The 24,289-nt window shown below is 70.6% G+C and carries 18 protein-coding genes; 17 read left to right on the top strand and 1 reads right to left on the bottom strand.

Annotated elements, in window-relative coordinates; genetic code table 11:
• Positions 1-152: 152 nt before the first annotated feature.
• Entirely contained in the window at positions 153-1,160 is a 1,008-nt protein-coding gene (locus tag GUY60_RS03745) for a rod shape-determining protein (protein ID WP_161693693.1), read from the bottom strand.
• A gap of 101 nt (positions 1,161-1,261) precedes the next feature.
• Here GUY60_RS03745 and folC point away from each other — a divergent pair, with 101 nt between their 5' ends.
• From folC to obgE, 17 genes are all read left to right on the top strand, one after another.
• Entirely contained in the window at positions 1,262-2,800 is a 1,539-nt protein-coding gene (folC, locus tag GUY60_RS03740) for a bifunctional tetrahydrofolate synthase/dihydrofolate synthase (protein WP_161693691.1), read from the top strand.
• 4 nt (positions 2,801-2,804) lie between these two features.
• Positions 2,805-3,158, top strand: a complete 354-nt coding sequence (locus GUY60_RS03735) for a DUF4233 domain-containing protein (protein ID WP_161693689.1) — start codon at positions 2,805-2,807, stop codon at positions 3,156-3,158.
• Between the two features lie 138 nt (positions 3,159-3,296).
• Positions 3,297-3,710: a nucleoside-diphosphate kinase gene (gene ndk, locus GUY60_RS03730; RefSeq protein ID WP_161693687.1), complete on the top strand. Its 414-nt coding sequence runs from the start codon at positions 3,297-3,299 to the stop codon at positions 3,708-3,710.
• A 350-nt stretch (positions 3,711-4,060) separates the two neighbouring features.
• Positions 4,061-5,080, top strand: a complete 1,020-nt coding sequence (locus GUY60_RS03725; protein WP_161693697.1) for a rod shape-determining protein — start codon at positions 4,061-4,063, stop codon at positions 5,078-5,080.
• 173 nt (positions 5,081-5,253) lie between these two features.
• Positions 5,254-6,285 carry a rod shape-determining protein MreC gene (gene mreC / locus GUY60_RS03720; protein ID WP_161693685.1) on the top strand — a complete coding sequence of 344 codons (1,032 nt, stop codon included), beginning with the start codon at positions 5,254-5,256 and terminating at the stop codon, positions 6,283-6,285.
• Positions 6,286-6,290: 5 nt separating this feature from the next.
• Positions 6,291-6,962 carry a rod shape-determining protein MreD gene (gene mreD, locus GUY60_RS38765; RefSeq protein ID WP_161693683.1) on the top strand — a complete coding sequence of 224 codons (672 nt, stop codon included), beginning with the start codon at positions 6,291-6,293 and terminating at the stop codon, positions 6,960-6,962.
• On the top strand, positions 6,959-9,139 hold the full coding sequence (gene mrdA, locus GUY60_RS03710; protein ID WP_161693681.1) for a penicillin-binding protein 2: 2,181 nt from the start codon (positions 6,959-6,961) through the stop codon (positions 9,137-9,139). The genes mreD and mrdA overlap by 4 nt, the downstream gene beginning before the upstream one ends.
• Positions 9,139-10,329, top strand: coding sequence for a rod shape-determining protein RodA (gene rodA / locus GUY60_RS03705; RefSeq protein ID WP_161693679.1), 1,191 nt, complete (start codon positions 9,139-9,141; stop codon positions 10,327-10,329). Before mrdA ends, rodA begins: the two co-directional genes overlap by 1 nt.
• Positions 10,330-10,389: 60 nt before the next feature.
• On the top strand, positions 10,390-11,934 hold the full coding sequence (locus GUY60_RS03700; RefSeq protein ID WP_161693677.1) for a CYTH and CHAD domain-containing protein: 1,545 nt from the start codon (positions 10,390-10,392) through the stop codon (positions 11,932-11,934).
• A 69-nt stretch (positions 11,935-12,003) separates the two neighbouring features.
• Entirely contained in the window at positions 12,004-13,929 is a 1,926-nt protein-coding gene (locus GUY60_RS03695; RefSeq protein ID WP_161693675.1) for a TIGR03960 family B12-binding radical SAM protein, read from the top strand.
• Between the two features lie 108 nt (positions 13,930-14,037).
• The gene (locus GUY60_RS03690; protein WP_246234239.1) at positions 14,038-15,165 is read left to right on the top strand and encodes a phosphatidylglycerol lysyltransferase domain-containing protein; all 1,128 of its coding nucleotides are present in this window, start codon (positions 14,038-14,040) and stop codon (positions 15,163-15,165) included.
• 48 nt (positions 15,166-15,213) lie between these two features.
• Positions 15,214-16,005 (top strand): TIGR03936 family radical SAM-associated protein, encoded by a 792-nt coding sequence (locus GUY60_RS03685; RefSeq protein WP_161693671.1) that lies wholly within the window; start codon positions 15,214-15,216, stop codon positions 16,003-16,005.
• A gap of 240 nt (positions 16,006-16,245) precedes the next feature.
• Positions 16,246-20,283, top strand: coding sequence for an Rne/Rng family ribonuclease (locus GUY60_RS03680; RefSeq protein WP_161693669.1), 4,038 nt, complete (start codon positions 16,246-16,248; stop codon positions 20,281-20,283).
• 215 nt (positions 20,284-20,498) lie between these two features.
• Positions 20,499-21,854: a phospholipase D-like domain-containing protein gene (locus GUY60_RS03675; protein ID WP_161693667.1), complete on the top strand. Its 1,356-nt coding sequence runs from the start codon at positions 20,499-20,501 to the stop codon at positions 21,852-21,854.
• A gap of 214 nt (positions 21,855-22,068) precedes the next feature.
• Entirely contained in the window at positions 22,069-22,389 is a 321-nt protein-coding gene (gene rplU / locus GUY60_RS03670) for a 50S ribosomal protein L21 (protein ID WP_161693665.1), read from the top strand.
• 14 nt (positions 22,390-22,403) lie between these two features.
• Positions 22,404-22,658, top strand: coding sequence for a 50S ribosomal protein L27 (rpmA, locus tag GUY60_RS03665; protein ID WP_161693664.1), 255 nt, complete (start codon positions 22,404-22,406; stop codon positions 22,656-22,658).
• A 178-nt stretch (positions 22,659-22,836) separates the two neighbouring features.
• Positions 22,837-24,276: a GTPase ObgE gene (obgE, locus tag GUY60_RS03660; protein WP_161693662.1), complete on the top strand. Its 1,440-nt coding sequence runs from the start codon at positions 22,837-22,839 to the stop codon at positions 24,274-24,276.
• Positions 24,277-24,289: the final 13 nt, after the last annotated feature.

The raw sequence follows: 24,289 nt of genomic DNA, 5'->3' as shown, positions 1-24,289 counted from the left end.
GCATCGGGGGATGCGGTACGAGGTGGTGGCGGAGGTGCCGGCCGGAAAAATCAGCCCCTCCGGCGTTTGAGGTGGGGGCACCTCCCAGCGGTAGCTGGGGGAAGGGGTCCGGGGGCGGAGCCCCCGTGGCGGCAACACCCGTGCCGGGCGCCTCAAACCGCAGACAGCAACCGTTCCAGCGAGTCGAAATCCTCCACGCACCTGCCGCAGCCGAGGGCGACCGAGTCGAGCGGGTTGTCGGCCACCACGACCGGGATGCCGGTGGCGGAGGCGATGCGCAGGTCGAGCGCGGGCAGCAGCGCGCCGCCGCCGGTGAGCACGATGCCGTGTTCCATGACGTCGCCGGACAGCTCGGGCGGGCAGTCCTCCAGGGTGGCGCGTACAGCGGTGATGATCGCCTCGACCGGCTCGTCGAGCGCGGCCCGCACCTCCTTCACGGTCAGGTCGACGGTCTTCGGCAGACCGCGCACCTTCTCCCGTCCTCGTACCGCGTGGGTCCGCATCTCGAAGGAGTCGGCGCCCGGCACCGGCCAGGCCGAGCCGATGGCGACCTTGATGTCCTCGGCGGTGCGCTCGCCGATGAGCAGCCCGTGCTCCTTGCGTACGAAGTCGGTGATCGCCGTGTCCAGGCGGTGGCCGCCGACCCGCAGCGACTGGGCGGTGACGATCCCGCCGAGGGAGATCACGGCGACCTCGGTGGTGCCGCCGCCGATGTCCACGACCATCGAACCGCGCGGCTCGGACACCGGCAGGCCCGCCCCGATCGCGGCGGCCATGGGCTCCTCGATGAGATGCACCGCGCGGGCCCCGGCACGCTCCGCGGCGTGCACGATCGCGCGCCGCTCGACCGGGGTGACCCCGCTGGGCACGCAGACGACCATGCGGGTACGGGGACGGCGGCCCGGCACGGCCTTGCGCACGAAGTGCCGGATCATCTCCTCGGCGGCCTCGTAGTCGCTGATCACACCGTCCCGCAGCGGGCGGATCGCGGTGATCGACCCGGGGGTGCGGCCGATGGTCTCCTTGGCCTCCGCGCCGACGGCGAGGGCCCCGCGGGCGCCCGCGCGTACGGCGACGACGGAGGGTTCATTGAGCACGATGCCCTGGCCGCGGGCGTAGAGCAGGGTGTTGGCGGTGCCGAGGTCGATACCTATGTCCATGATCGCCAAGTTTGCCCGGCGTTCCGGGCGAAGGGCGGGCCCAAGGTCCTGAACCGGGCGGGTCGAAGGACCTGTCACACCCCCTCCGTAGACTGGTCGGCGTGAGCGACCTCCCCCCGCCCGGCAGCCCGAGCGACCACAACGACCCGGACGACCTCGACACGCATGACTCCTTCGAGGGCATCGTGGAGAACGAGACAGAACGAGACCCCGACCTCGCCGTGATCGAGGCCGGCAGCCGCACCCTGCGTGCCCAGTCGGCCCCGCAGCAGGCCGATGTGCCGGCGCGCCCCGAGGACCCCGAGGTGGACCGGGCGCTGCGCGAGGTGGAGACGGAGCTCGCCTCCCGCTGGGGCGAGACGAAGATCGACCCCTCGGTCACCCGCATCCAGGCCCTGATGGACGTGCTCGGCGACCCGCAGCGCGCCTACCCCTCGGTGCACCTGACCGGCACCAACGGCAAGACGTCCACGGCCCGCATGATCGAGGCGCTGCTCGGCGCCTTCGAGCTCCGCACGGGGCGGTACACATCGCCGCACGTCCAGTCGATCACCGAGCGGATCAGCCTGGACGGCGCCCCGATGTCGGCCGAGCGCTTCATCGAGACGTACCAGGACATCAAGCCGTACGTGGAGTTGATCGACGCACAGGAGGACTTCCGCCTGTCGTTCTTCGAGGTCCTGACGGGCATGGCGTACGCCGCGTTCGCGGACGCCCCGGTGGACGTCGCCGTCGTCGAGGTCGGCATGGGCGGCACCTGGGACGCGACGAACGTCATCGACGCCGATGTCGCCGTGGTCACCCCGATCGACCTGGACCACACGGACCGGCTCGGTTCGACGCCCGGCGAGATCGCCACCGAGAAGTCCGGTGTGATCAAGCAGGACGCGACGGTCATCCTGGCCCAGCAGCCGGTGGACGCCGCGCAGGTGCTCCTGAAGAAGGCCGTCGAGGTCAACGCCACGGTGGCCCGCGAGGGCCTGGAGTTCGGTGTGGTGTCCCGACAGGTCGCGGTCGGCGGCCAGTTGATGAACCTGCGCGGACTCGGCGGGGAGTACGAAGGCATCTTCCTGCCGCTGCACGGCGCCCACCAGGCGCACAACGCCGCGGTGGCGCTCGCCGCGGTGGAGGCGTTCTTCGGCGTGGGCGCCCAGCGCGCCGAGCCGCTCGACGTCGACACGGTCCGCAAGGCGTTCGCCTCGGTCATCTCGCCCGGCCGCCTCGAAGTGATCCGCAAGTCGCCGACGGTCGTCCTGGACGCCGCGCACAACCCGGCCGGGGCCCGCGCCACCGCCGAGGCGATCAGCGAGGTCTTCGACTTCAGCCGGCTCATCGGTGTGGTCGGCGCGAGCGGCGACAAGGACGTACGCGGACTCCTCGAGGCCTTCGAGCCGATCTTCGCGGAGATCGTCGTCACGCAGAACTCCAGCCACCGCTCCATGGACGCGGACGCCCTCGCCGCCGTGGCCGTCGAGGTCTTCGGCGACGAGCGGGTGCAGGTCGAGCCGCGTCTGGACGACGCGCTCGAAGCCGCGATCACCCTCGCCGAGGAAGAGGGGGAGTACGCCGGTGGCGGTGTGCTGATCACCGGTTCCGTCATCACCGTCGGCGAGGCCCGACTGCTTCTGGGGAGGCGCTGACTCCATGCGCACGCTCTGTTCGTCCACGCTGATCGGCGAGTTCTTCATCATCGGCTTCGCCGGTCTGGTCGCCATGAAGGACCCGGACCTGACGATGGGCACGGTCTGGACGGTCTGCGGCATCGCCATGGTCGTCTCGGTGCTGCTCTGCGCCATGGTCAGCAGGCCCGGCGGTGTGCAGCTCGGCTGGGCCCTGCAGATCGGCCTGATCCTCTCCGGCTTCGTGGTCCCGACGATGTTCTTCCTCGGCGCGTGCTTCGCCGCGCTGTGGTGGTGCTCGGTGCACTTCGGCCGCAAGGTCGACGAGGCGAAGGCCCGCTTCGCCGCCCAGGCGGAAGCGAGCGCGGATCCTGTGTAGGTCTTGCGGGTGTCCGTCGTCCGGACCGGGGGCGACGGCCCTGCCGCGGGCTTGACGCTGCGTAACCGGTGCTGCTCCTGGCCCTGTAGCCTCTGACGCACCGCGAACCCGCATTTGCACTTTGAAGGAGCCGACACAGTGAGCCAGCGCACCCTCGTCCTGCTCAAGCCCGACGCCGTACGCCGTGGTCTGATCGGCGAAGTCATCGGCCGTATCGAGCGCAAGGCGAACTGGACCATCAGCGCGCTGGAGCTGCGCACCCTGAGCCAGGACGTCCTGGAGCAGCACTACGGCGAGCACAAGGGCAAGCCGTTCTACGAGCCGCTCGTGGAGTTCATGTCCTCGGGTCCGGTCGTCGCCCTGGTCGTCGAGGGCGAGCGGGTCATCGAGGGCGTGCGCGCGCTCGCCGGCCCGACCGACCCGATCGCCGCCGCACCCGGTTCCATCCGCGGTGACTTCGGCACGATCGTGCGCGAGAACCTCATCCACGCCTCGGACTCGGAGGAGTCCGCGGAGCGCGAGCTGAAGCTCTTTTTCCCCTCGCTGGTCTGAGACTTCATCTGAGATCTCGTCCGAGACATCGACTGAGACCTGTCCGGGACGCGGCTGACGCGCCCTGCTGAGAGGTCGTCAGAATCTGCTTCTGTGTCAAGAGGTGGCCATGAATTACGGGCCGCCTCTTGGCATATGCAAGCCGTTTGGGGGAACGCATCCTTCCGTCGGCTCGTCCCCATTAGCGGGGCGGCGAGTCATCTGCTGACAATGGCGGAGACCCTCGCGCCGTGTCCGTGCAGGCGAGACTACGATGTAAGCCTCCACGCCACAGCACCCACCTTGCCGACCTGACAAAGCCATTGACGCTCGACTTTGGGAAGGCCAGACGCATCCTGATGGGACCAAACATGTCGTTCATCGGCCGGGACATGGCTGTCGACCTCGGGACCGCCAACACGCTGGTGTACGTCAGGGGCCGCGGCATCGTACTCAACGAACCGTCCGTCGTCGCCATCAACACGAATACGGGCGGCATCCTCGCGGTCGGCGCTGAGGCGAAGAAGATGATCGGCCGCACCCCTGGCAACATCGTCGCGGTCCGCCCGCTGAAGGACGGCGTCATCGCCGACTTCGAGATCACCGAGCGGATGCTCCGCTACTTCATCCTCAAGATCCACAAGCGCCGCTACCTGGCCCGCCCCCGCGTCGTGGTGTGCGTGCCGTCCGGCATCACCGGTGTGGAGCGCCGCGCGGTCATCGAGGCCTCCACGCAGGCCGGTGCCCGCCAGGTGCACATCATCGAGGAGCCCATGGCCGCCGCCATCGGCTCCGGCCTCCCGGTGCACGAGGCCACGGGCAACATGGTGGTGGACATCGGCGGCGGCACCACCGAGGTCGCCGTCATCTCGCTCGGAGGAATCGTCACAGCACAGTCGATCCGGGTCGCCGGCGACGAGCTGGACAACGCGATCATCCAGCACATCAAGAAGGAGTACAGCCTCCTCCTCGGTGAGCGCACCGCCGAGCAGATCAAGATCACGATCGGTTCGGCGTACGACCTGGACGCCGACGAGCACACCGAGATCCGCGGCCGCGACCTGGTCTCCGGCCTCCCCAAGACCGTGGTGATCTCCGCGGCCGAGGTGCGCAAGGCCATCGAGGAGCCGGTCAACGCGATCGTGGACGCGGTGAAGACCACCCTCGACAAGTGCCCGCCGGAGCTCTCCGGCGACGTCATGGACCGCGGCATCGTCCTCACCGGCGGCGGCGCGCTCCTGCGCGGCCTCGACGAGCGGCTGCGCCGCGAGACCGGCATGCCGATCCACATCGCCGAGGACCCGCTGGACTCCGTGGTGCTCGGATCCGGCAAGTGCGTGGACGAGTTCGAGGCCCTGCAGCAGGTCCTCGACTCCTCGCCCCGTAGATGAACCAATTCCACGACATCCGCCGTACGGAGCTGTCTTTTCGTACGGCGGATCGTTGATATAGAGGCATGAGTCCGACCTGCCCCGGACCCCCGCCCGACAGGACAAACGCGCCCCGCAGGCGTACATAAGCAAGAGGCACAACCATTCCGACGAGGAAGGCACGGCCGCCGCACGTGAGGGACACACGAGAGAGCCGGCTGCTCCTGGTGCTGCTGATCGCCATCGCGTTCGCATTGATCACGGTGGACATCCGCGGTGGAGGGGACTCCCCGGTCGACGGTGCCCGACAGGCCGCCGCGACAGTCTTCGGACCGGTGGAGAACGGCGTTTCGACAGCGGTCGACCCGCTGGGCAACGCCATCGCCGCGGTCCGCGACTCCGACGGCAGGCACAGCCGTATCAGCGAACTGGAGCGGGAGAACGCCGCGCTCAAGGCGAAGCTCGGCAGTGACGACCGGAACCGCAGCCGGGTCCGCCAGCTCGACCAGATGCTGAAGAAGGCGGGCGCCGGCCAGTACGGCATCAAGGGCGCCGAGGTCATCGCCATAGGAGCCGCGCAGGGCTTTTCCTGGACCGTCACCATCGACGCGGGCGCCAACGACGGCATCCGCCGCGACATGACCGTCCTCAACGGTGACGGACTCGTCGGCCGGGTCACCACGGTCGGCCCCGGCACCGCGACCGTACTGCTCGCCAACGACCCGGACTTCACCGTGGGCACCCGGATGGAGAAGACCGACGAACTGGGCTTCGCCACCGGCCGCGGCGACCGTGACCTCGCCGTGCAGATGCTCAACGGCAAGGCCAAGGTCAAGAAGGGCGACCGGATGGTCACCTTCGGCTCGCAGGCCGACAAGCCGTTCGTGCCGGGCGTACCGCTCGGCGAGGTCGTCAAGGTCGACCCCACCGGCGGCGACCTGACCCGCACCGTCCACGTCAAGCCGTACGTCGGCTTCACCAAGCTCGACATCGTCGGCATCGTCGTCGAAGCGCCCCGCACCGACCCGCGCGACAAGGTGCTGCCCGAGCCGGTGAAGCCCAAGCCGACCCCGACCGTCACGGTCACCGTCGCCCCGCCGGGCCCCGGCCAGGAAGGCCAGGCGGGACAGGGTGAGCAGGGCCAGGACGGCCAGGCGCCACCCGCCGACGGCGCCGCGGACGACGCGGCCGGGACCGGTCAGCAGCCCCAGGACGACCAGGAGTAACACCCATGCGCTTCAACCGGATGCTCCTGTCCACCACGCTGGTGGTCGTCGCCCTCGTCATCCAGGTCACCGTGCTCGCCAGGCTCCATCTGCCCGGCGCCGTACCGGACTTGATGCTCCTCACCGTGCTCGCCCTCGCACTCGTCTACGGACACGTCGGCGGCGCCCTCATCGGCTTCGGCGCCGGACTCCTCGCCGACCTCGCCCCGCCCGCCGACCACGCCGCCGGGCGGTACGCCCTGGTGCTCTGCCTCGTCGGGTACCTCGCGGGCCTGATGAAGCCCGACTCGGGCCAACTGCGGTCCGCCACAGGCCCGATGGCCGTCGTGGTCGCCGGAGCGATCGGCTCCACCCTGCTGTACGCCGGAGTCGGCGCCCTCGTCGGCGACACCGCCGCCGCACAGGTCGGCCTCGGCAGCCTGCTGTTCACCGCGACGCTCTACGACCTGCTGCTCGCGCCCTTCGTGGTGCCCGCGATCATGGCCCTGGCCAGACGCGCAGAGAACGACCCGCTCGCCGACTCGGGCGGCGGCAAGACCAGTGACGTCTCCACCGGCTGGCTCTCCGCCGGCACCGGACTGCGCATCGGCAGCCAGCGCGGCTCGGGTCTGCGGATGAAGTCGGCCAAGGCACGCGTGGCCCGCGCCGGCCGCATCAAGGGGGTCAAGCGGCTGTGACCAACATTCCCGAAACAGGCCGGACACCCCGGGTCCGGATCCGGCTCGTCATCATCCAGGTACTCGTCTTCTCCCTCCTGCTCACCCTCGGCGGCCGCCTCTGGTACCTCCAGGTGCGCAACGGCGAGGAGTACGCCGACGAGGCCAACGGCAACCATGTGCAGCGCGTCGTCGACCCCGCCGTACGCGGCTCGATCCTCGACGCCACGGGTGTGCCCCTCGCCGACAACCAGACCCGGCTCGTGGTCTCCGCGTCGCGTACCGAGCTGATGAAGATGAAGGACGACGGGGACGCCGTCCTCACCCGGCTCGCCGGGGTGCTCGGCATGACGCCCAAGGAAGTCGGCGACAAGGTCCGGCTCTGCGACGCCAAGACCCCGCAGCCCTGCTGGAACGGTTCGCCGTACCAGCCCATCCCGATCACCGACGAGGCCACGCCCCGGCAGGCCCTGCAGATCCGGGAGCGCGCCGAGGAGTTCCCCGGCATCAGCGCCGAGCCCACCGCCGTCCGCCGCTACGCCGCACCCGGCGGTGCCCAGACCTCGCAGGTGCTCGGCTACCTCTCGCCGGTCACGGACGCGGAGATCCAGGCGGCCAAGGACACCGCGTCACCGTATCTGCGCTCCGACTCGGTGGGCCGCTCCGGTCTTGAGCGCACCTACGACAAGGACCTGCGCGGCAAGGCGGGCGTCACGGCCTACGAGGTCGACAAGCTCGGCCGCGTCATGGGCAAGACCCAGTCGGACCCGGGGCGGCCCGGCTCCAACGTGGTCACCAGCATCGACGCCCGGGTGCAGCGCGTCGCCGAGTACGAGCTCAACGAGGCGATGAAGACCGCCCGCCTGGAGACCGACAAGATCACCGGCCGTAAGTACGAGGCCGACTCGGGTGCCGTGGTCGTCATGGAGTCGAAGACCGGCCGCGTCGTCTCCATGGCCTCGCAGCCGGACTACGACCCCAACGCCTGGGTCGGCGGCATCTCCGGCAAGGACTACGCCAAGCTCACCACCAAGAAGTCCAACTACCCGCTGCTCAACCGGGCCATCCAGGGCCAGGCCCCGCCCGGCTCCATCTTCAAGGTGGTCTCCGCGAGCGCCGCCGTCCGGGGCGGGCATCCCTTCGACGGCAAGTACAACTGCTCCAGCTCCTACAGCCTCGGCAACCGCAGCTTCGCGAACTTCGAGTCGAAGGGGTACGGCCCGATCACCCTCGGCCGCGCCCTCGAAGTCTCCTGCAACACCGTCTTCTACGCCCTCGGCCACAGCGAGTGGAAGCGCGACGGCGGCAACCAGCCGAAGAAGAGCCCTTCCGACTGGTTCTACAAGACGGCCCGCGACTTCGGCCTAGGCAAGGAGACCGGCGTCGACCTCCCCAACGAGGTCACCGGCCGCATCCCCGACCGCCAGTGGAAGAAGGACTTCTGGAAGGCCAACAAGGACGTCTGGTGCAAGCAGGGCAAGAAGGACGGCGACTACGCCGAGAAGATCGCCTTCGAGAACTGCCTGGAGGGCAACCGCCTCAAGGCCGGTGACAGCGTCAACTACGCCATCGGACAGGGCGACGTCCTCGTCACGCCCATCCAGATGGCCACCATCTACTCCGCCATCTCCAACGGCGGGACCCTCTACGACCCCACCGTCGGCAAGGCGGTCATCAGCCCCGACGGCAAGCAGGTCGAGGAGATCAAGCCCAAGTCGCACGGCAAGTTGCCGGTCGACGCCAAGACCGTCGCCGACCTGAACAAGGCCCTGGCCGGCGTCGCCACCAACGGCACGGCCGCCTGGAGGTTCGGCGGCTGGCCGCAGGACAAGATCCCGATGCACGCGAAGACCGGTACCGCACAGGTCTACGGCAAGCAGACCACCGGCTGGCTGGCCACGTACACCGACGACTACACGATCGTGATGACCATCTCCCAGGGTGGTACCGGATCCGGCTCCGCCGGCCCCGCCGTCCGCAAGATCTACGACGCGATCTACGGCCTCGACGCCAAGGGCCAGCAGAACCTCAAGAAGGCCCTGCTGCCCAAGCCCCAGTCCGCGCTGCCCAAGATCCAGGGAGACGGTTCCATCGACGCGCCCGAGGTCAAGCCGTACGACCCGCAGAAGGAGGAGCCGCCCGCCGAGCAGGAGCTCGCGGCCGGCCTCGCCGCGCAGGCGCCGGGGAGGCGGGACTGATGGCCGGCGGATTCTCCGTCTCCGGATACGGGCCCGAACGCGGCTCCTGGTCCAAGCTGTTCGCCCGTGACGCGGTCACCCGGCGGCTCGACTGGCCGCTGCTCCTGGCGGCGGTCGCGCTCTCCCTGGTCGGTTCGGCGCTGGTCTACTCCGCGACCCGCAACCGCACCGAACTCGTCGGCGACGACCCGTACTCGTACCTGTTCAAGCACATCCTGAACATCGGGATCGGGCTCGCCCTGATGGCCGGCACCATCTGGCTCGGCCACCGCACGCTGCGTACCGCGGTGCCGATCCTGTACGGCCTCTCGGTGTTCCTCGTGCTGCTCGTGCTCACCCCGCTCGGGGCGACCATCAACGGCGCGCACGCGTGGATCAACATCGGCGGACTCTCGCTGCAGCCCTCCGAGTTCGTGAAGATCACGATCATCCTGGGCATGGCGATGCTGCTCGCCGCGCGGGTCGACGCGGGCGACCGGGACCACCCCGACCACCGCACCGTCGTCCAGGCACTCGGCCTCGCCTTCGTGCCGATCATGGTCACCATGCTGATGCCGGACCTCGGCTCCGTCATGGTGATGGCCGTGATCGTGCTCGGCGTGCTGCTCGCCTCCGGCGCCTCCAACCGCTGGGTGCTCGGACTGCTCGGCACCGGTGCCGCGGGGGCCGTCGCGGTCTGGCAGCTCGGACTGCTCGACGACTACCAGATCGCCCGGTTCGCGGCCTTCGCCAACCCGGCGCTCGACCCGGCGGGCGTCGGCTACAACACCAACCAGGCCCGTATCGCCATCGGCTCCGGCGGACTCACCGGTTCCGGGCTCGGCAACGGCTCGCAGACCACCGGCCAGTTCGTGCCCGAGCAGCAGACCGACTTCATCTTCACCGTCGCCGGTGAGGAACTCGGCTTCCTCGGCGCCGGGTTGATCCTCGTCCTGCTCGGTGTGGTGCTCTGGCGTGCCTGCCGGATCGCCCGCGAGACGTCTGAGCTGTACGGCACGATCGTCGCCGCCGGCATCATCGCCTGGTTCGCCTTCCAGGCCTTCGAGAACGTCGGGATGACCCTCGGCATCATGCCGGTGGCGGGCCTTCCGCTGCCGTTCGTGAGTTACGGCGGTACGTCGATGTTCGCGGTCTGGATCGCCATCGGACTGCTCCAGTCGATCCGGGTGCAGCGGCCGATGTCGGCCTGAGCACGACCGGCCCGCCGAGGGGGCTGCCCAGGTCCGCGCCGCGCGACTAAATTTTGTTCTATGGCGGATACGAAACGCGAGATCGAGCGGAAGTACGAAGCCACCGGAACCAGCGGATCGACCGGATCGGCCGACGGCCCCGGACTGCCCGACCTGACGCGGGTGTCCGGGGTCGCCGCCGTCCTGGACCGCGGCGTGGTCGACCTGGACGCCACCTACTACGACACCGCCGACCTCCGCCTCGCCGCCTCCGCGCGCACCCTGCGCCGCCGCACCGGCGGGGACGACGCCGGCTGGCACCTCAAGCTCCCGGTCGCCGCCGACGTGCGCGACGAGGTGCACGCCCCGCTCTCCGCCCAGGTGCCGCGCGCCCTTGCCGGACTCGTACGGTCCCGCGTCCGCGACGCCGCCCTCGTCCCCGTGGTCCGGCTCCGCTCCGCCCGCGCCCTGCACCACCTCGTGGACGCGGACGGCGCGCTGCTCGCCGAGGTCAGCGTCGACGCCGTACGGGCCGACCGGCTGAGCGGCGGGGACGGCAGCGCGGGGTGGACCGAGATCGAGGTGGAGCTGGCGGAGGGCGGCGACCCCGCGTTCCTCGACCGGGTGGAGAAGCGGCTGCGCAAGGCGGGCATCGTCCCCGCGGGCTCCGCGTCGAAGCTGGCCCGCGCGCTCGCCGAGACCGGTACGGCGCCGCCCGGGGGGACGGAGCCGGCGGCGCCCGTCACCGCCGGGGACCATGTGCTCGCGTATCTGCGCACCCAGCGCGACGCCCTCGTCGCCCTCGACCCGGACGTCCGCCGTGACCTGCCCGACGCCGTGCACCAGATGCGGGTCGCCACCCGCCGGATGCGCAGCGCCCTGCGCTCGTACCGCAAGGTCCTGGACCGGGCCGTCACCGATCCGGTCGGCGCGGAGCTCAAGTGGCTCGCCGGTGAGCTCGGGGTCGACCGGGACCGCGAAGTGCTCACCGCGCGCCTGGGGGAAGCCGTCGCGGAACTGCCCCGCACGCTGGTCGTCGGGCCCGTGCGGGGGCGGCTGCGCACCTGGTCGGCGGCCCGGCGCGGTGGTTCGCGGCGCCGCCTGACCACGGTGCTCGACGGCCGGCGCTACCTCGCGCTGCTCGACACCGTGGACGCGCTGCTCGCCGCTCCGCCGCTGCGCGCGGCCGCAGCGAAGCCCGCAGGGGACGTGCTGCCGAAGGCGGTGCTGCGCGAGTTCGAGCGGCTGTCCGGCCAGGTCGAGGCGGCGCTCACCGCGGACCCGGGCACCGAACGGGACGTGGCCCTGCACGAGGCCCGCAAGAAGGCCAAGCGCACCCGGTACGCGGCGGAGCTCGCGACCCCCGAGCTCGGCAAGCCCGCGAAGCGCCTCGCCGCCCGCGCGAAGCAGCTGCAGAGCGGGCTCGGCGAGCACCAGGACAGCGTGATGACACGGCTCGCGCTGCGCGATCTGGCCACGCAGGCACAGGCGGCGGGGGAGAGTTCCTTCACATACGGGCTGCTGTACGGCAGGCAGGAAAAGGCCGCCGAACACTCCGAGGCCGGGCTGCCCGCGTGGTGGGAGGGGGCGGTCTCGGCGGCCGAGAGGCTCCGCCGGACGCGTTAGGCTTGAGGGTCACCCTGCCCCTGCCTCCGGCTAGGGGATGCCCCCAGCCAGCTCACGAAGGTTGCTGTGATGCCTGCCGAGTCCGTCTTCCCCCAGCTAGAGGCTCTGCTGCCGCACGTGCAGAAGCCCATTCAGTACGTCGGTGGCGAGCTGAACTCCACCGTCAAGCCGTGGGACGAATGTGACGTCCGCTGGGCGCTCATGTACCCGGACGCGTACGAGGTCGGGCTGCCCAATCAGGGCGTCATGATCCTTTACGAGGTGCTGAACGAGCGCGAGGGTGTCCTCGCCGAGCGCACCTACAGCGTGTGGCCCGACCTCGAAGAGCTGATGCGCGAGCACAATGTGCCGCAGTTCACGGTCGACAGCCACCGCCCGGTGAAGGCGTTCGACGTCTTCGGGCTCTCCTTCTCCACGGAGCTCGGCTACACCAACATGCTCGCGGCCCTCGAGCTCGCGGACATCCCGCTCGAGGCCAAGGACCGCACGCTGGACGACCCGATCGTCCTCGCGGGCGGGCACGCCGCGTTCAACCCGGAGCCGATCGCCGACTTCATCGACGCGGCGATCATCGGCGACGGCGAGCAGGCCGTGCTCGACATGACGGAGATCATCCGCGGCTGGAAGGCCGAGGGCCGTCCCGGTGGCCGTGAAGAGGTCCTGTTCCGCCTCGCGAAGACGGGCAACGTCTACATCCCCGCGTTCTACGACGTGGAGTACCTGCCCGACGGCCGCATCGGCCGCGTCGTACCGAACAAGTCGGGCGTCCCGTGGCGTGTGTCCAAGCACACGGTGATGGACCTCGACGAGTGGCCGTACCCGAAGCAGCCGCTCGTGCCGCTCGCCGAGACGGTGCACGAGCGGATGTCCGTGGAGATCTTCCGCGGCTGCACCCGAGGCTGCCGTTTCTGCCAGGCCGGCATGATCACGCGCCCCGTGCGGGAGCGAAGCATCACCGGCATCGGCGACATGGTGGAGAAGGGCCTCAAGGCGACCGGCTTCGAGGAGGTCGGCCTGCTCTCGCTGTCCTCCGCCGACCACTCCGAGATCGGCGAGGTCGCGAAGGGCCTCGCGGACCGGTACGAAGAGGACAAGATCGGCCTCTCGCTGCCCTCCACCCGCGTGGACGCCTTCAACGTCGACCTCGCCAACGAGCTGACCCGCAACGGCCGCCGCTCGGGCCTCACCTTCGCCCCCGAGGGCGGCAGTGAGCGCATGCGCAAGGTCATCAACAAGATGGTCTCGGAAGAGGACCTGATCCGGACCGTCGCGACCGCGTACGGCAACGGCTGGCGCCAGGTGAAGCTGTACTTCATGTGCGGCCTGCCGACGGAGACCGACGAGGACGTCCTGCAGATCGCCGACATGGCGACCTCCGTGATCGCCAAGGGCCGTGAGGTCTCCGGCAAGAACGACATCCGCGCCACGGTCTCCATCGGCGGCTTCGTGCCCAAGCCGCACACCCCGTTCCAGTGGGCCCCGCAGCTCTCCGCCGAGGACACCGACGCCCGCCTGGAGAAGCTCCGCGACAAGATCCGCGGCGACAAGAAGTACGGCCGCTCCATCGGCTTCCGCTACCACGACGGCAAGCCCGGCATCGTCGAGGGCCTGCTCTCCCGCGGCGACCGCCGCATCGGCTCGGTCATCCGCGCCGTCTACGAGGACGGCGGCCGCTTCGACGGCTGGCGCGAGCACTTCTCGTACGACCGCTGGATGGCCTGCGCCGAGAAGACGCTGCCGGCGTACGGCGTGGATGTCGACTGGTACACGACCCGCGAGCGCACCTACGAAGAGGTCCTGCCCTGGGACCACCTGGACTCCGGTCTCGACAAGGACTGGCTCTGGGAGGACTGGCAGGACTCCCTCGACGAGACCGAGGTCGAGGACTGCCGCTGGACCCCGTGCTTCGACTGCGGCGTCTGCCCGCAGATGGACACCCACATCCAGATCGGCCCGACCGGCAAGAAGCTGCTTCCGCTCACGGTCGTCAAGTAGCGGTTCCCGCCGGGGCGTTCACGCGCCCCGGCGATTCCGTTTCCCGCCGGGCGCATCCAAACCGGCCGGCGAAGCGTCATCGTCGACATGGAACGGGAGAAGCGCCCCATGACCCCACCGCCGTCGGCGGGGCCCGAGGGCTGTCTGGTGACGGCGATCCGGCTGCCGGTACGGATCGTGGTGCTGGTCCTCGTCGTACCGGTGCGGCTGATCTGGGACGCGCTCGTCGTCAGCGGCCGGTTCCTGCACCGCTATCTGCTGCGCCCCCTCGGCCGCGCCCTGTTCGTCGTGCCGTGGGTGTGGGCGTACCGCAATCTCCTCACCCCGCTCGGCCACGGCCTCCGCTGGTGCTGGCACACCCTGGCCGTGCTGCCCGCCCGCTGGCTCTACGCGCATGTGCTGACCCCGGTCGGCCACCTCCTCGCCCTGGTCACCAAGGCGATCGGCGACGTGCTCGGCCGGCTGGTGCTCGCGGTGTTCGTGTGGCCGTGGGTGGGTCTTTGGCGGTACGTCGTCGTCCCTGTCGGGCGCGCGCTCGCGTGGCTCGGCCGGGTGCTCCTCGTGGCGCCCGCGCTGTGGCTGTACCACCGGCTCCTCACCCCGCTCGGGCACGGCATCGCGTGGGCGGTACGCGCACTCGGCACCGGACTCGCCTTCCTGTGGCGGTGGTTGGTGGTCGTACCGGCCGTCTTCCTGTGGCGGTGGCTCGTGGTGGCGCCCGCGGTGTTCGTGTGGCGGTGGCTCGTGGTGGCGCCCGCGGTGTTCGTGTGGCGGTGGCTCGTGGTCGCGCCGGCGGTCTTCCTGTGGCGGTGGGTGCTCGTGCCCGTCGGGCGGGTGCTCGCGGTGATCGGGCGCGAGGTCGGCGCCGCGCTCGGGCACGCGTGGCGGATCGCCGGGTACGTGTCCCGCGCCGTCGGCCGCTTCCTCGGGCAACTGCTGCGGTGGGTGTTCGTGGAACCGGTGCGGTGGACGTACCGGCACGTCATGACCCCCGTCGGCCACCTGGTGCGCGACGGACTGTGGCGGCCCGTCGCCCGAACCGTGCGCGCCGCCCTGACAGTTGCCCGCGACAGCGCCCGCCAAGTACGGGCCGACCTGCGCCGCGCCCTCTTCGGCGCACCCCGGCCGGAACCCGAGCCGCTCGCCCCCGCGACGGCCCACGGGGAACCGGGAGCGGCCGGTGCACGTACTCTAGGTAGCAGTACGACCGCATACACGAAGCTCACGAAGGACTGAACGACACTGGGCAAGCGACAGCCCGAAGGCCCGCCGCCCGCACCGGCGGTGCAGCGCATCCGACTGCGCTACACCAAGCGCGGCCGCCTCCGGTTCACCAGCCACCGCGACTTCCAGCGCGCCTTCGAGCGCGCCCTGCGTCGCGCCGAGGTCCCCATGGCGTACTCGGCGGGCTTCACCCCGCACCCCAAGGTGTCGTACGCCAATGCCGCACCCACCGGCACGGGCAGCGAGGCCGAGTACTTGGAGATCGCCCTCACCGAGCACCGCGACCCCGCGATGCTCAAGGACCTGCTCGATGAGTCGCTGCCCACCGGGCTCGACATCACCGACGTGGTCGAGGCCCGCACCTCCGGTCTCGCCGACCGGCTCCAGGCCTCCGTCTGGGAGCTGCGGCTCGACGGAGTCACGGTCGAGGACGCCGCGCACGCGGCCGAGACCTTCCTCGCCGCCGAGGCGGTAGAGGTCCAGCGGCGTACGAAGAACGGCATGCGCACCTTTGACGCGCGTGCCGCCGTCGCAGCTCTCGAAGCGTCCCGTCCACATGCTGATAGGCCCGTGGACGGGCCCTGTGCGATACTGCGGCTGGTTGTTCGGCACGTGACGCCTGCCGTTCGACCCGACGACGTCCTGTCCGGTCTCCGAGCTGTGGCCGACCTGGCGCCGCCGGTCCCCGTAGCGGTGACCAGGCTGGCGCAGGGGCCATTCGATGAAGAGTCCGGCACGGTGACCGACCCGCTCGCGCCCGACCGCGAGGCAGTCACGGCCGCCCCGGCCGATCGCTCAGGGGCCGCCGGATCGCCCGTCGCGGCAGCGCAGGCGCCGGAAGGCTCCGCGTAGGGATGTCCGTCGTAGCGCAGCCCTCGTACTCGGGAGCCACCTGGGTCGGGCCGCGCGCTGACCACCAAGACTTTCGCCAGGCCGTGCGTACATCGCGTACGGAACCGGCGAGACAGACACTGAAAGCTCCCGTGCGGCGCCCGCGCCTACCGGACGGCGGCCCCGCGCTTCGCGCGCAGGCCGCGGACGTCACCGGTTACCAGGCGCGGCGCCCGGGAGCCTGACGGGAGAACCGCCCGCATGCTCGAGCCCAACGAGTCCGGTGTGACCGGCGACGCCGAGGAACACAACAACGCACCTGGCGACAAGCTGCCGCCGCGCCGTCGGCGCCGCGCCGCTTCCCGCCCGGCAGGGCCGCCCACGGCGGCCACCGAGAGTGGTACGGCCGCGGCTGTGACCGCGTCCGCCGACGAGCCCGCGTCCGCTGTCGACCCCGAGGCCGAAGAGGCCGCCGCGGTCGAGGCCGTCGACACTGCCGCCGCTACCGCCACCGAAGAGGTCGCCGCGCCGCGTGCCCGGCGCCGTGCCACCCGCCGCGCCTCCGCGCCCGCCGGGGCGCCGAAGGCCGCCGCCGCGAGCGACGAGACCGCCGCGCCCGTCGAGGCTGCCGCGCCCTCCGAGGTCGCTGAGCCGGTCGAGGTCGCTGAGGCCACTGAGACCGCTGAGGTCGCGCCCGTCGAGGAAGCGCCGCGTCGTAGCCGTCGCCGTGCCACCCGTAAGGCGACCGCCCCGGCCGGTGCCCCCAAGACCACTGATGAGAGCGAGACGGCCGCCCCGGTGGCCGAGCCCGTCGCTGAGCCGGTCGCGGCTCCGGCCGCTGTCGAGGCTCCGGCCGAGGCGCCCGCTCAGGACGACGCCGAGGCCGCGCCGCGCGGTCGTTCGCGTCGCCGTGCCACCCGCAAGGTCAGTGCGCCCACCGCTGACGCCCCGGTCGCCGAGGCGCCCGCCGCTGAGGTCGCGCCCGTCGAGGCCGCTGCGGCTGAGGCCGCGCCCGCCGAGGTTCCGGCCGCTGAGGCCGCTCCCGCCGAGGCTCCCAAGCGGGGTCGTCGTCGGGCCGCGCGCAAGTCGTCGGCGATCTTCTCCGAGCCGGGCGGCGCCCGGGGTGCGAAGGACGCCGAGCAGGACACCGAGGAGACCGGTTCGCGGCGCCGTAAGCGCCCCGCGGTCGCGGTGTTCCAGGCGCCCGTGTTCACCGAGCCGATGTTCCAGACGCCCGAGCGCGCCGCCGCCGCTGCCGCCGCCGAGGCGGCCGGTGAGGCCGAGCAGGTTGAGCCGGTCGAGGAAGCGCCGGAGGAGGAGCCCACCGCGGGTGCGCGCCGTCGGCGCCGTCGCCGGGGTGAGCCCGCCGAGCCGGTGGCCGCCGAGCCCGCGAAGGCCGCTGCCCCGGTGGCCGAGCCCGCCGCGGCCGAGGAGTCCGCCGAGCCCGTCGAGTCCGTCGAGGACGAGTCGGCCGAGGAGTCCGTCGAGGGTGACGACTCCGACGAGCAGGGCGGCCGTCAGGGCCGTCGTCGCCGTCGCGGTGGCCGTCGCCGTCGCCGCGGTGAGTCCGCCGACCAGGAGCACGAGGACGGCGAGGACGGCGCGAGCGACGAGGCCGCCGAGCAGGCCGAGCAGGACGCCGAGGACACCGCCGAGCAGATCGAGGAGGACGCCGCCGACGAGCGCGCGGAGCGCGACTCCGGTGGTTCCTCCAGCAGCCGTCGTCGTCGGCGCCGTCGCCGTCGCGCCGGTGACTCCGGCCCCGACAGCGAGCAGGCGGGCGACGGCGACCCGGAGCGTACGGTCGTCAAGGTCCGTGAGCCGCGGCCGAAGAAGGAGTCCGAGCCGTCCGACGAGGTGCAGTCCATCAAGGGCTCGACCCGTCTGGAGGCCAAGAAGCAGCGCCGCCGCGAGGGTCGTGAGCAGGGCCGTCGCCGTGTGCCGATCATCACCGAGGCCGAGTTCCTGGCCCGCCGCGAGGCGGTCAACCGGGAGATGATCGTCCGCCAGCACGGCGACCGCACCCAGATCGGCGTGCTCGAGGACAACATCCTCGTCGAGCACTACGTCAACAAGGAGCAGTCGACCTCGTACGTCGGCAACGTCTACCTGGGCAAGGTGCAGAACGTCCTGCCGTCGATGGAGGCCGCCTTCATCGACATCGGCAAGGGCCGCAACGCCGTGCTGTACGCGGGTGAGGTCAACTTCGAGGCGCTCGGCATGGCCAACGGGCCGCGCCGTATCGAGACCGCCCTCAAGTCCGGCCAGTCCGTGCTCGTGCAGGTCACCAAGGACCCGATCGGCCACAAGGGCGCCCGGCTGACCAGCCAGGTGTCGCTGCCCGGCCGGTACCTGGTGTACGTGCCCGAGGGCTCGATGACCGGCATCAGCCGCAAGCTGCCCGACACCGAGCGGGCCCGCCTGAAGACCATCCTCAAGAAGATCGTCCCCGAGGACGCGGGCGTCATCGTGCGCACCGCCGCCGAGGGTGCGAGCGAGGACGAGCTGAGCCGCGACGTCGAGCGGCTGCAGGCGCAGTGGGAAGAGATCCAGAAGAAGTCCAAGCAGGCGTCGACGAGTTCGCCGAGCCTGCTGTACGGCGAGCCGGACATGACGGTCCGGGTCGTCCGCGACATCTTCAACGAGGACTTCTCGAAGGTCGTCGTCAGCGGTGACGAGGCCTGGGAGACCATCCACGGCTACGTGCAGCACGTCGCGCCCGACCTGTCGGACCGTCTGCAGAAGTGGACGTCCGAGGTCGACGTCTTCGCGACGTACCGGATCGACGAGCAGCTGATGAAGGCGCTCGACCGCAAGGTCTGGCTGCCCAGCGGTGGTTCGCTGGTGATCGACAAGACCGAAGCGATGATCGTGGTCGACGTCAACACCGGCAAGTTCACCGGTCAGGGCGGCAACCTCGAAGAGACCGTGACCAGGAACAACCTGGAGGCGGCCGAGGAGATCGTGCGCCAGCTGCGGCTGCGCGACCTGGGCGGCATCGTCGTCGTCGACTTCATCGACATGGTCCTGGAGTCCAACCGGGACCTGGTCATGCGGCGCCTGCTCGAATGCCTGGGCCGGGACCGTACGAAGCACCAGGTCGCCGAGGTCACCTCGCTCGGCCTGGTGCAGATGACGCGCAAGCGGGTCGGGCAGGGGCTCCTGGAGTCCTTCTCCGAGACCTGTGTGCACTGCAACGGCCGTGGCGTGATCGTGCACATGGAGCAGCCGAGCTCCGCCGGTGGCGGCGGTAAGCGCTCCAAGAAGCGCGGCCGCAAGGACGGGCAGGACCAGGGTCACGAGCACGCCCACGAGGCTGCCGCCGAGGCCGTCGAGACGGAGGCGGAGGTCGCCGCCGAGGCCGCGGCCCCGGCGAAGCTCGCCGAGCCCGAGTTCGCCGTGGACGAGGAGCTGTACAGCAGCGCGGCCGAGGCCGAGGCCGCCGCGTCCCGTGGCCGTTCGCGGCGTCGGGCCACGCGCAAGGCGTCGGCGCCCGCCGGTTCGCCGCGGTCCGCCGAGGCCGAGACGCCGGTAGCGGCTGAACAGCCCGCGCAGCCCGAGCAGTTCGAGAAGGCTGAGCAGGTCGCGAAGGCCGAGAAGGCCGAGAAGCCCGCCAGGCGTGCGAAGGCGGCAAAGGCCGACAAGGTCGCGAAGGCCGAGCCGGTGGAGCCGGAGCCGGTCCAGGAAGCGGTGGCTCCGGCCGCCGAGCCCGTGGCCGAGCCCGCCCCCGCCGCGGTGGTGGACGAGGCCGCGCCGAAGGGCCGTACGCGCCGTCGGGCCACCCGGAAGGCGTCGGCCCCGGCCGGTTCGCCCAAGGTGACCGAGGAGGCGCCGGTGGCGGAGACCGTGGTGGAGCCCGCCCCGGTGCGGGTCGAGACCCCGGCCGAGCCGGAGCCCGCCGCCGAGCCGGTGACCGTGTCGGCGCCCGCCGTCGAGGCCGCGCCCGCGCGTCCGCGACGCCGTGCGGTGCGCAAGGCCGCGGCGCCGACCGCCTCGGAGGACTCGGCCGTCATGGTCGTGCCCGCCGCCGAGACCGCTGCCGAGGCTCCGGCCGAGACCGCGGTCGAGTCGGCTGACGAGGCGCCCGCGCCGGCCAAGAAGGCCGCCCGTAAGACGGCGGCGAAGAAGGCCACGACGAAGAAGGTCGCCGCCAAGAAGACGGCCGCGAAGAAGACCGCGGCCAAGAAGACGACGACGACCAAGAAGGCCGCCGCCAAGAAGACGACGAAGAAGACCGCCGCGGCCGAGCAGCAGACGCTGCCGTCCGTCTCGGCCTCCGCTCCGTCCGACGAAGGCTGACCGGCCGGTCGCTCCGACCGTACGATCCGACGCCGCCCCCGCACTCCGGTGCGGGGGCGGCGTCGTTTCCAGCTCTCGGCCCCTTTGAACAGGGGCCGACCACCCTCTACAACCGTCCGGCCACGCTGTGTAAAACTACGTACGTCAGACAGATGTACCCACGGCCACGCGTTCGGGAGAAACGCGACGCCGGGGGCAAGGGGAGGGGAATCGTCATGGCGCATCTGCGTCGCAAGGGCGGAGGGCGGCACCGTGCCGTGCCGCCGCAGAACGGCGCGAGACGGCTGGCCGCGCTGGCCACCGTCCTGTCGGCCGCCGGAGTGCAGCTGGCCGCGGGGGGAAGCGGCACGGCCGCGGCGGCGGAGGCCCCGGAGTGGACGGAGGGGCCGGTCTTCAACGACCCGCTGGGCAGCACCGACCAGCAGTACGCGATACGCGCCCGGCTGCTGCAGCTCACCGACGCGGCCGTGCCTGGGTCGACCATCAAGGTCGCGGTCTACCACGTGTGGGAGGCCACCATGGTGAACGCCCTGGTGCGGGCGGCCGAGCGGGGGGTCCGCGTGCAGATCCTGCTGGACGAGACCAGCGTGAGCGACCGCCCCGAGAACACCTCGTACGCGACGCTCAAGGCCGCCCTCGGCACCGACCGGGCGAAGCCGTCGTTCGTCGCGCTGTGCCCGGCGGGGAAGTCCTGCCTCGGCGACCCGAAGTACGGGAAGTCGATCATGCACAACAAGTTCTGGCTGTTCTCGGAGGTCCAGGGCGCCCGGGACGTGGTCGTGCAGACGACCTCAAACTCGACGCCGTCCGCGCACACCAAGTTCTTCAACGACGCGCTGCTGCTGCCGGACAACCCGACGCTGTACGACGCGTACGCGGGCTACTTCGACGACATGCTCGCCAAGGACTGGCGGAACTGGCGGTACCGCACGGTCAGCAACGGCCTGTACAAGGCGTACTTCTATCCGCGGGCCGGCAGCACCAACGACACCGACACCGTGTACTCGGTGCTGAACAACGTGAAGTGCACCTACCAGGACGCCGCCGGGGTCACGCAGCGCACCAAGGTCCGGGTCGGCATCTTCAAGCTGACCCGGCAGGCCATCGCCGACAAGCTGGTCGCCCTGAAGAAGGCGGGCTGCTCGGTGTACGTGACGTACGCGGAGACCGACAGCGCCAAGAGCCAGGGCGGCATCAAGGGCACCTGGGAGACGCTGCACACCACCGGCGGCCCCTCCGTGCGCTGCTACAACGACGACCGGGACCCGCTGAACCCCGGCCAGAAGCTCACCACTCCGTACATCGTGCACAACAAGTACGTGCTCATCGACGGCATGTACGACGGCAAGCGGAACAAGGTCTCCTTCACCGGCTCGGGCAACTACACGGCGCCGGCGCTCCGGGAGAACGACGAGGCGATCGTGAAGGTCGACGACGACGCGGTGCACGAGGTGTACCGGGCGCACTTCGACCGGCTGCGCAGCGTCGCCTGGCCGGGCAGTGCCGACTCGACGGACTTGTGCAAGGGCGTCAAGCCGCTGCCGCCGGACGGTGAGAAGCGGCTGGGCTGAGGCCGCTACGGGGCCGGTTTGACCCTTACGGGTGGGCCCCGTAACCTGGGCCGTCGGCGTGTCCATAGGTACGCCGCACCCCTGTAAACCTTTCTCCTCCCGGATCTCTGTCCGGGAGCCCCCCGCGCCTTCGTGCCCGGGGGAGGCCGGCCACCTTCGAGTGGACGGCTGGACTGCGGGGGTCCCGTTCCGAGTCGTAGAGAGTGAGATCCGCGTGTACGCCATCGTGCGCAGCGGTGGCCGCCAGCACAAGGTTGCTGTCGGTGACATCGTTGAGGTTGACAAGATTTCCACTGCCAATGTTGGCGACACGGTCGAGCTCTCGACCCTGCTGCTCGTCGACGGCGAAGCTGTGACCAGCGACCCGTGGGTTCTGGCCGGCATCAAGGTCCAGGCCGAGGTCGTGGACCACCACAAGGGCGCGAAGATCGACATCCTTCGCTACAAGAACAAGACCGGCTACCGCCGTCGTCAGGGCCACCGCCAGCAGTACACGGCGATCAAGGTCACTGAGATCCCCACGGCTGCGAAGTAAGGGACTGAGGAGACATGGCACATAAGAAGGGCGCATCGTCCACTCGGAACGGTCGCGATTCCAATGCTCAGCGGCTCGGTGTGAAGCGCTTCGGCGGTCAGACCGTGAACGCCGGTGAGATCCTGGTCCGCCAGCGCGGCACCCACTTCCACCCGGGCAACTCGGTCGGCCGCGGCAAGGATGACACCCTGTTCGCGCTGACCGCTGGTGCGGTGGAGTTCGGTACTCACCGTGGCCGCAAGGTCGTGAACATCGTTCCGGTCGCCTGATCACGGCACCGTAGAGCGAGTTCTCTCGCGGTTTCACCGCGGTTTTTCCGAGGGCGGACCTCACTTCTCGTACGGCATTCGTACGGGAAGCGGGTCCGCCCTCGGCGTGTTACTAGATAGACAGACCCGTATGTACTCCCTCAGCTCCGGCCGGGGGGACCCCCAGGAGGCCCTAACCATGACCACCTTCGTGGACCGCGTCGAGCTGCATATCGCCGCGGGTAGCGGAGGTCACGGCTGTGCCTCCGTACACCGGGAGAAGTTCAAGCCGCTCGGCGGCCCCGACGGCGGCAACGGCGGCCGGGGCGGCGACATCACGATCGTCGTCGACCAGTCCGTGACCACCCTGCTCGAGTACCACCACAGCCCGCACCGCAAGGCCACCAACGGCCAGCCCGGTATGGGCGGCAACCGCTCCGGCAAGGAGGGCCAGGACCTGGTCCTGCCCGTGCCGGACGGCACCGTCATCCTCGACCCGCAGGGCAACGTCCTCGCGGACCTGGTCGGCGAGGGCACCTCGTACGTCGCCGCGCAGGGTGGCCGCGGTGGGCTCGGCAACGCCGCGCTGGCCTCGGCCCGGCGCAAGGCGCCCGGCTTCGCGCTGCTCGGTGAGCCGGGGCAGAGCTCCGAGATCGTCCTGGAGCTGAAGACCGTCGCGGACGTGGCGCTCGTCGGCTACCCGAGCGCCGGCAAGTCCTCGCTCATCTCCGTCCTCTCGGCCGCCAAGCCGAAGATCGCGGACTACCCGTTCACGACGCTCGTCCCCAACCTCGGTGTGGTGACGGCCGGTTCGAACGTCTACACCATCGCGGACGTGCCCGGCCTCATCCCCGGCGCCAGCCAGGGCAAGGGCCTCGGCCTCGAGTTCCTGCGGCACGTCGAGCGCTGCTCGGTGCTCGTGCACGTACTCGACACCGCCACCCTGGAGTCCGAGCGCGACCCGGTCTCCGACCTCGACGTCATCGAGGCGGAGCTCAAGGAGTACGGCGCGGGCCTGGAGAACCGGCCGCGGCTCGTCGTCCTCAACAAGATCGACGTGCCCGACGGCAAGGACCTGGCCGAGATGGTCCGGCCCGACCTGGAGAAGCGCGGCTACCGCGTCTTCGAGGTGTCCGCGGTCGCGCACACCGGCCTGAAGGAACTCTCGTACGCGCTCGCCGAGTTGGTCGCCGCCGCCCGTGCGGCCAAGCCGAAGGAGGAGGCGACCCGGATCGTCATCCGCCCGAAGGCCGTGGACGACACCGGCTTCACCGTCGTACAGGAAGAGGACGGGCTGTTCCGGGTGCGTGGCGAGAAGCCGGAGCGCTGGGTGCGGCAGACCGACTTCAACATCGACGAGGCCGTGGGCTACCTCGCCGACCGCCTTGAGCGGCTCGGTGTGGAGGCTGAGCTGATGAAGGCCGGTGCCCGTGCCGGTGACGGTGTGGCCATCGGCCCCGAGGACAACGCGGTCGTCTTCGACTGGGAGCCGACCATGGCCTCCGGCGCGGAGATGCTGGGCCGACGGGGCGAGGACCACCGCTTCGAGACGCCCCGCCCGGCCGCGGTGCGCCGCCGCGACAAGCAGTCGGATCGGGACGAGGCGGACGAGGAGTTCGACGAGTTCAAGCCGTTCTGATCCACGGCAACGA

This window comes from Streptomyces boluensis, assembly GCF_009908195.1.
GTDB classification, from domain to species: domain Bacteria; phylum Actinomycetota; class Actinomycetes; order Streptomycetales; family Streptomycetaceae; genus Streptomyces; species Streptomyces boluensis.
Note: the sequence above shows the minus strand (reverse complement) of the source record. Positions and strands in the feature narration are given on the sequence as shown.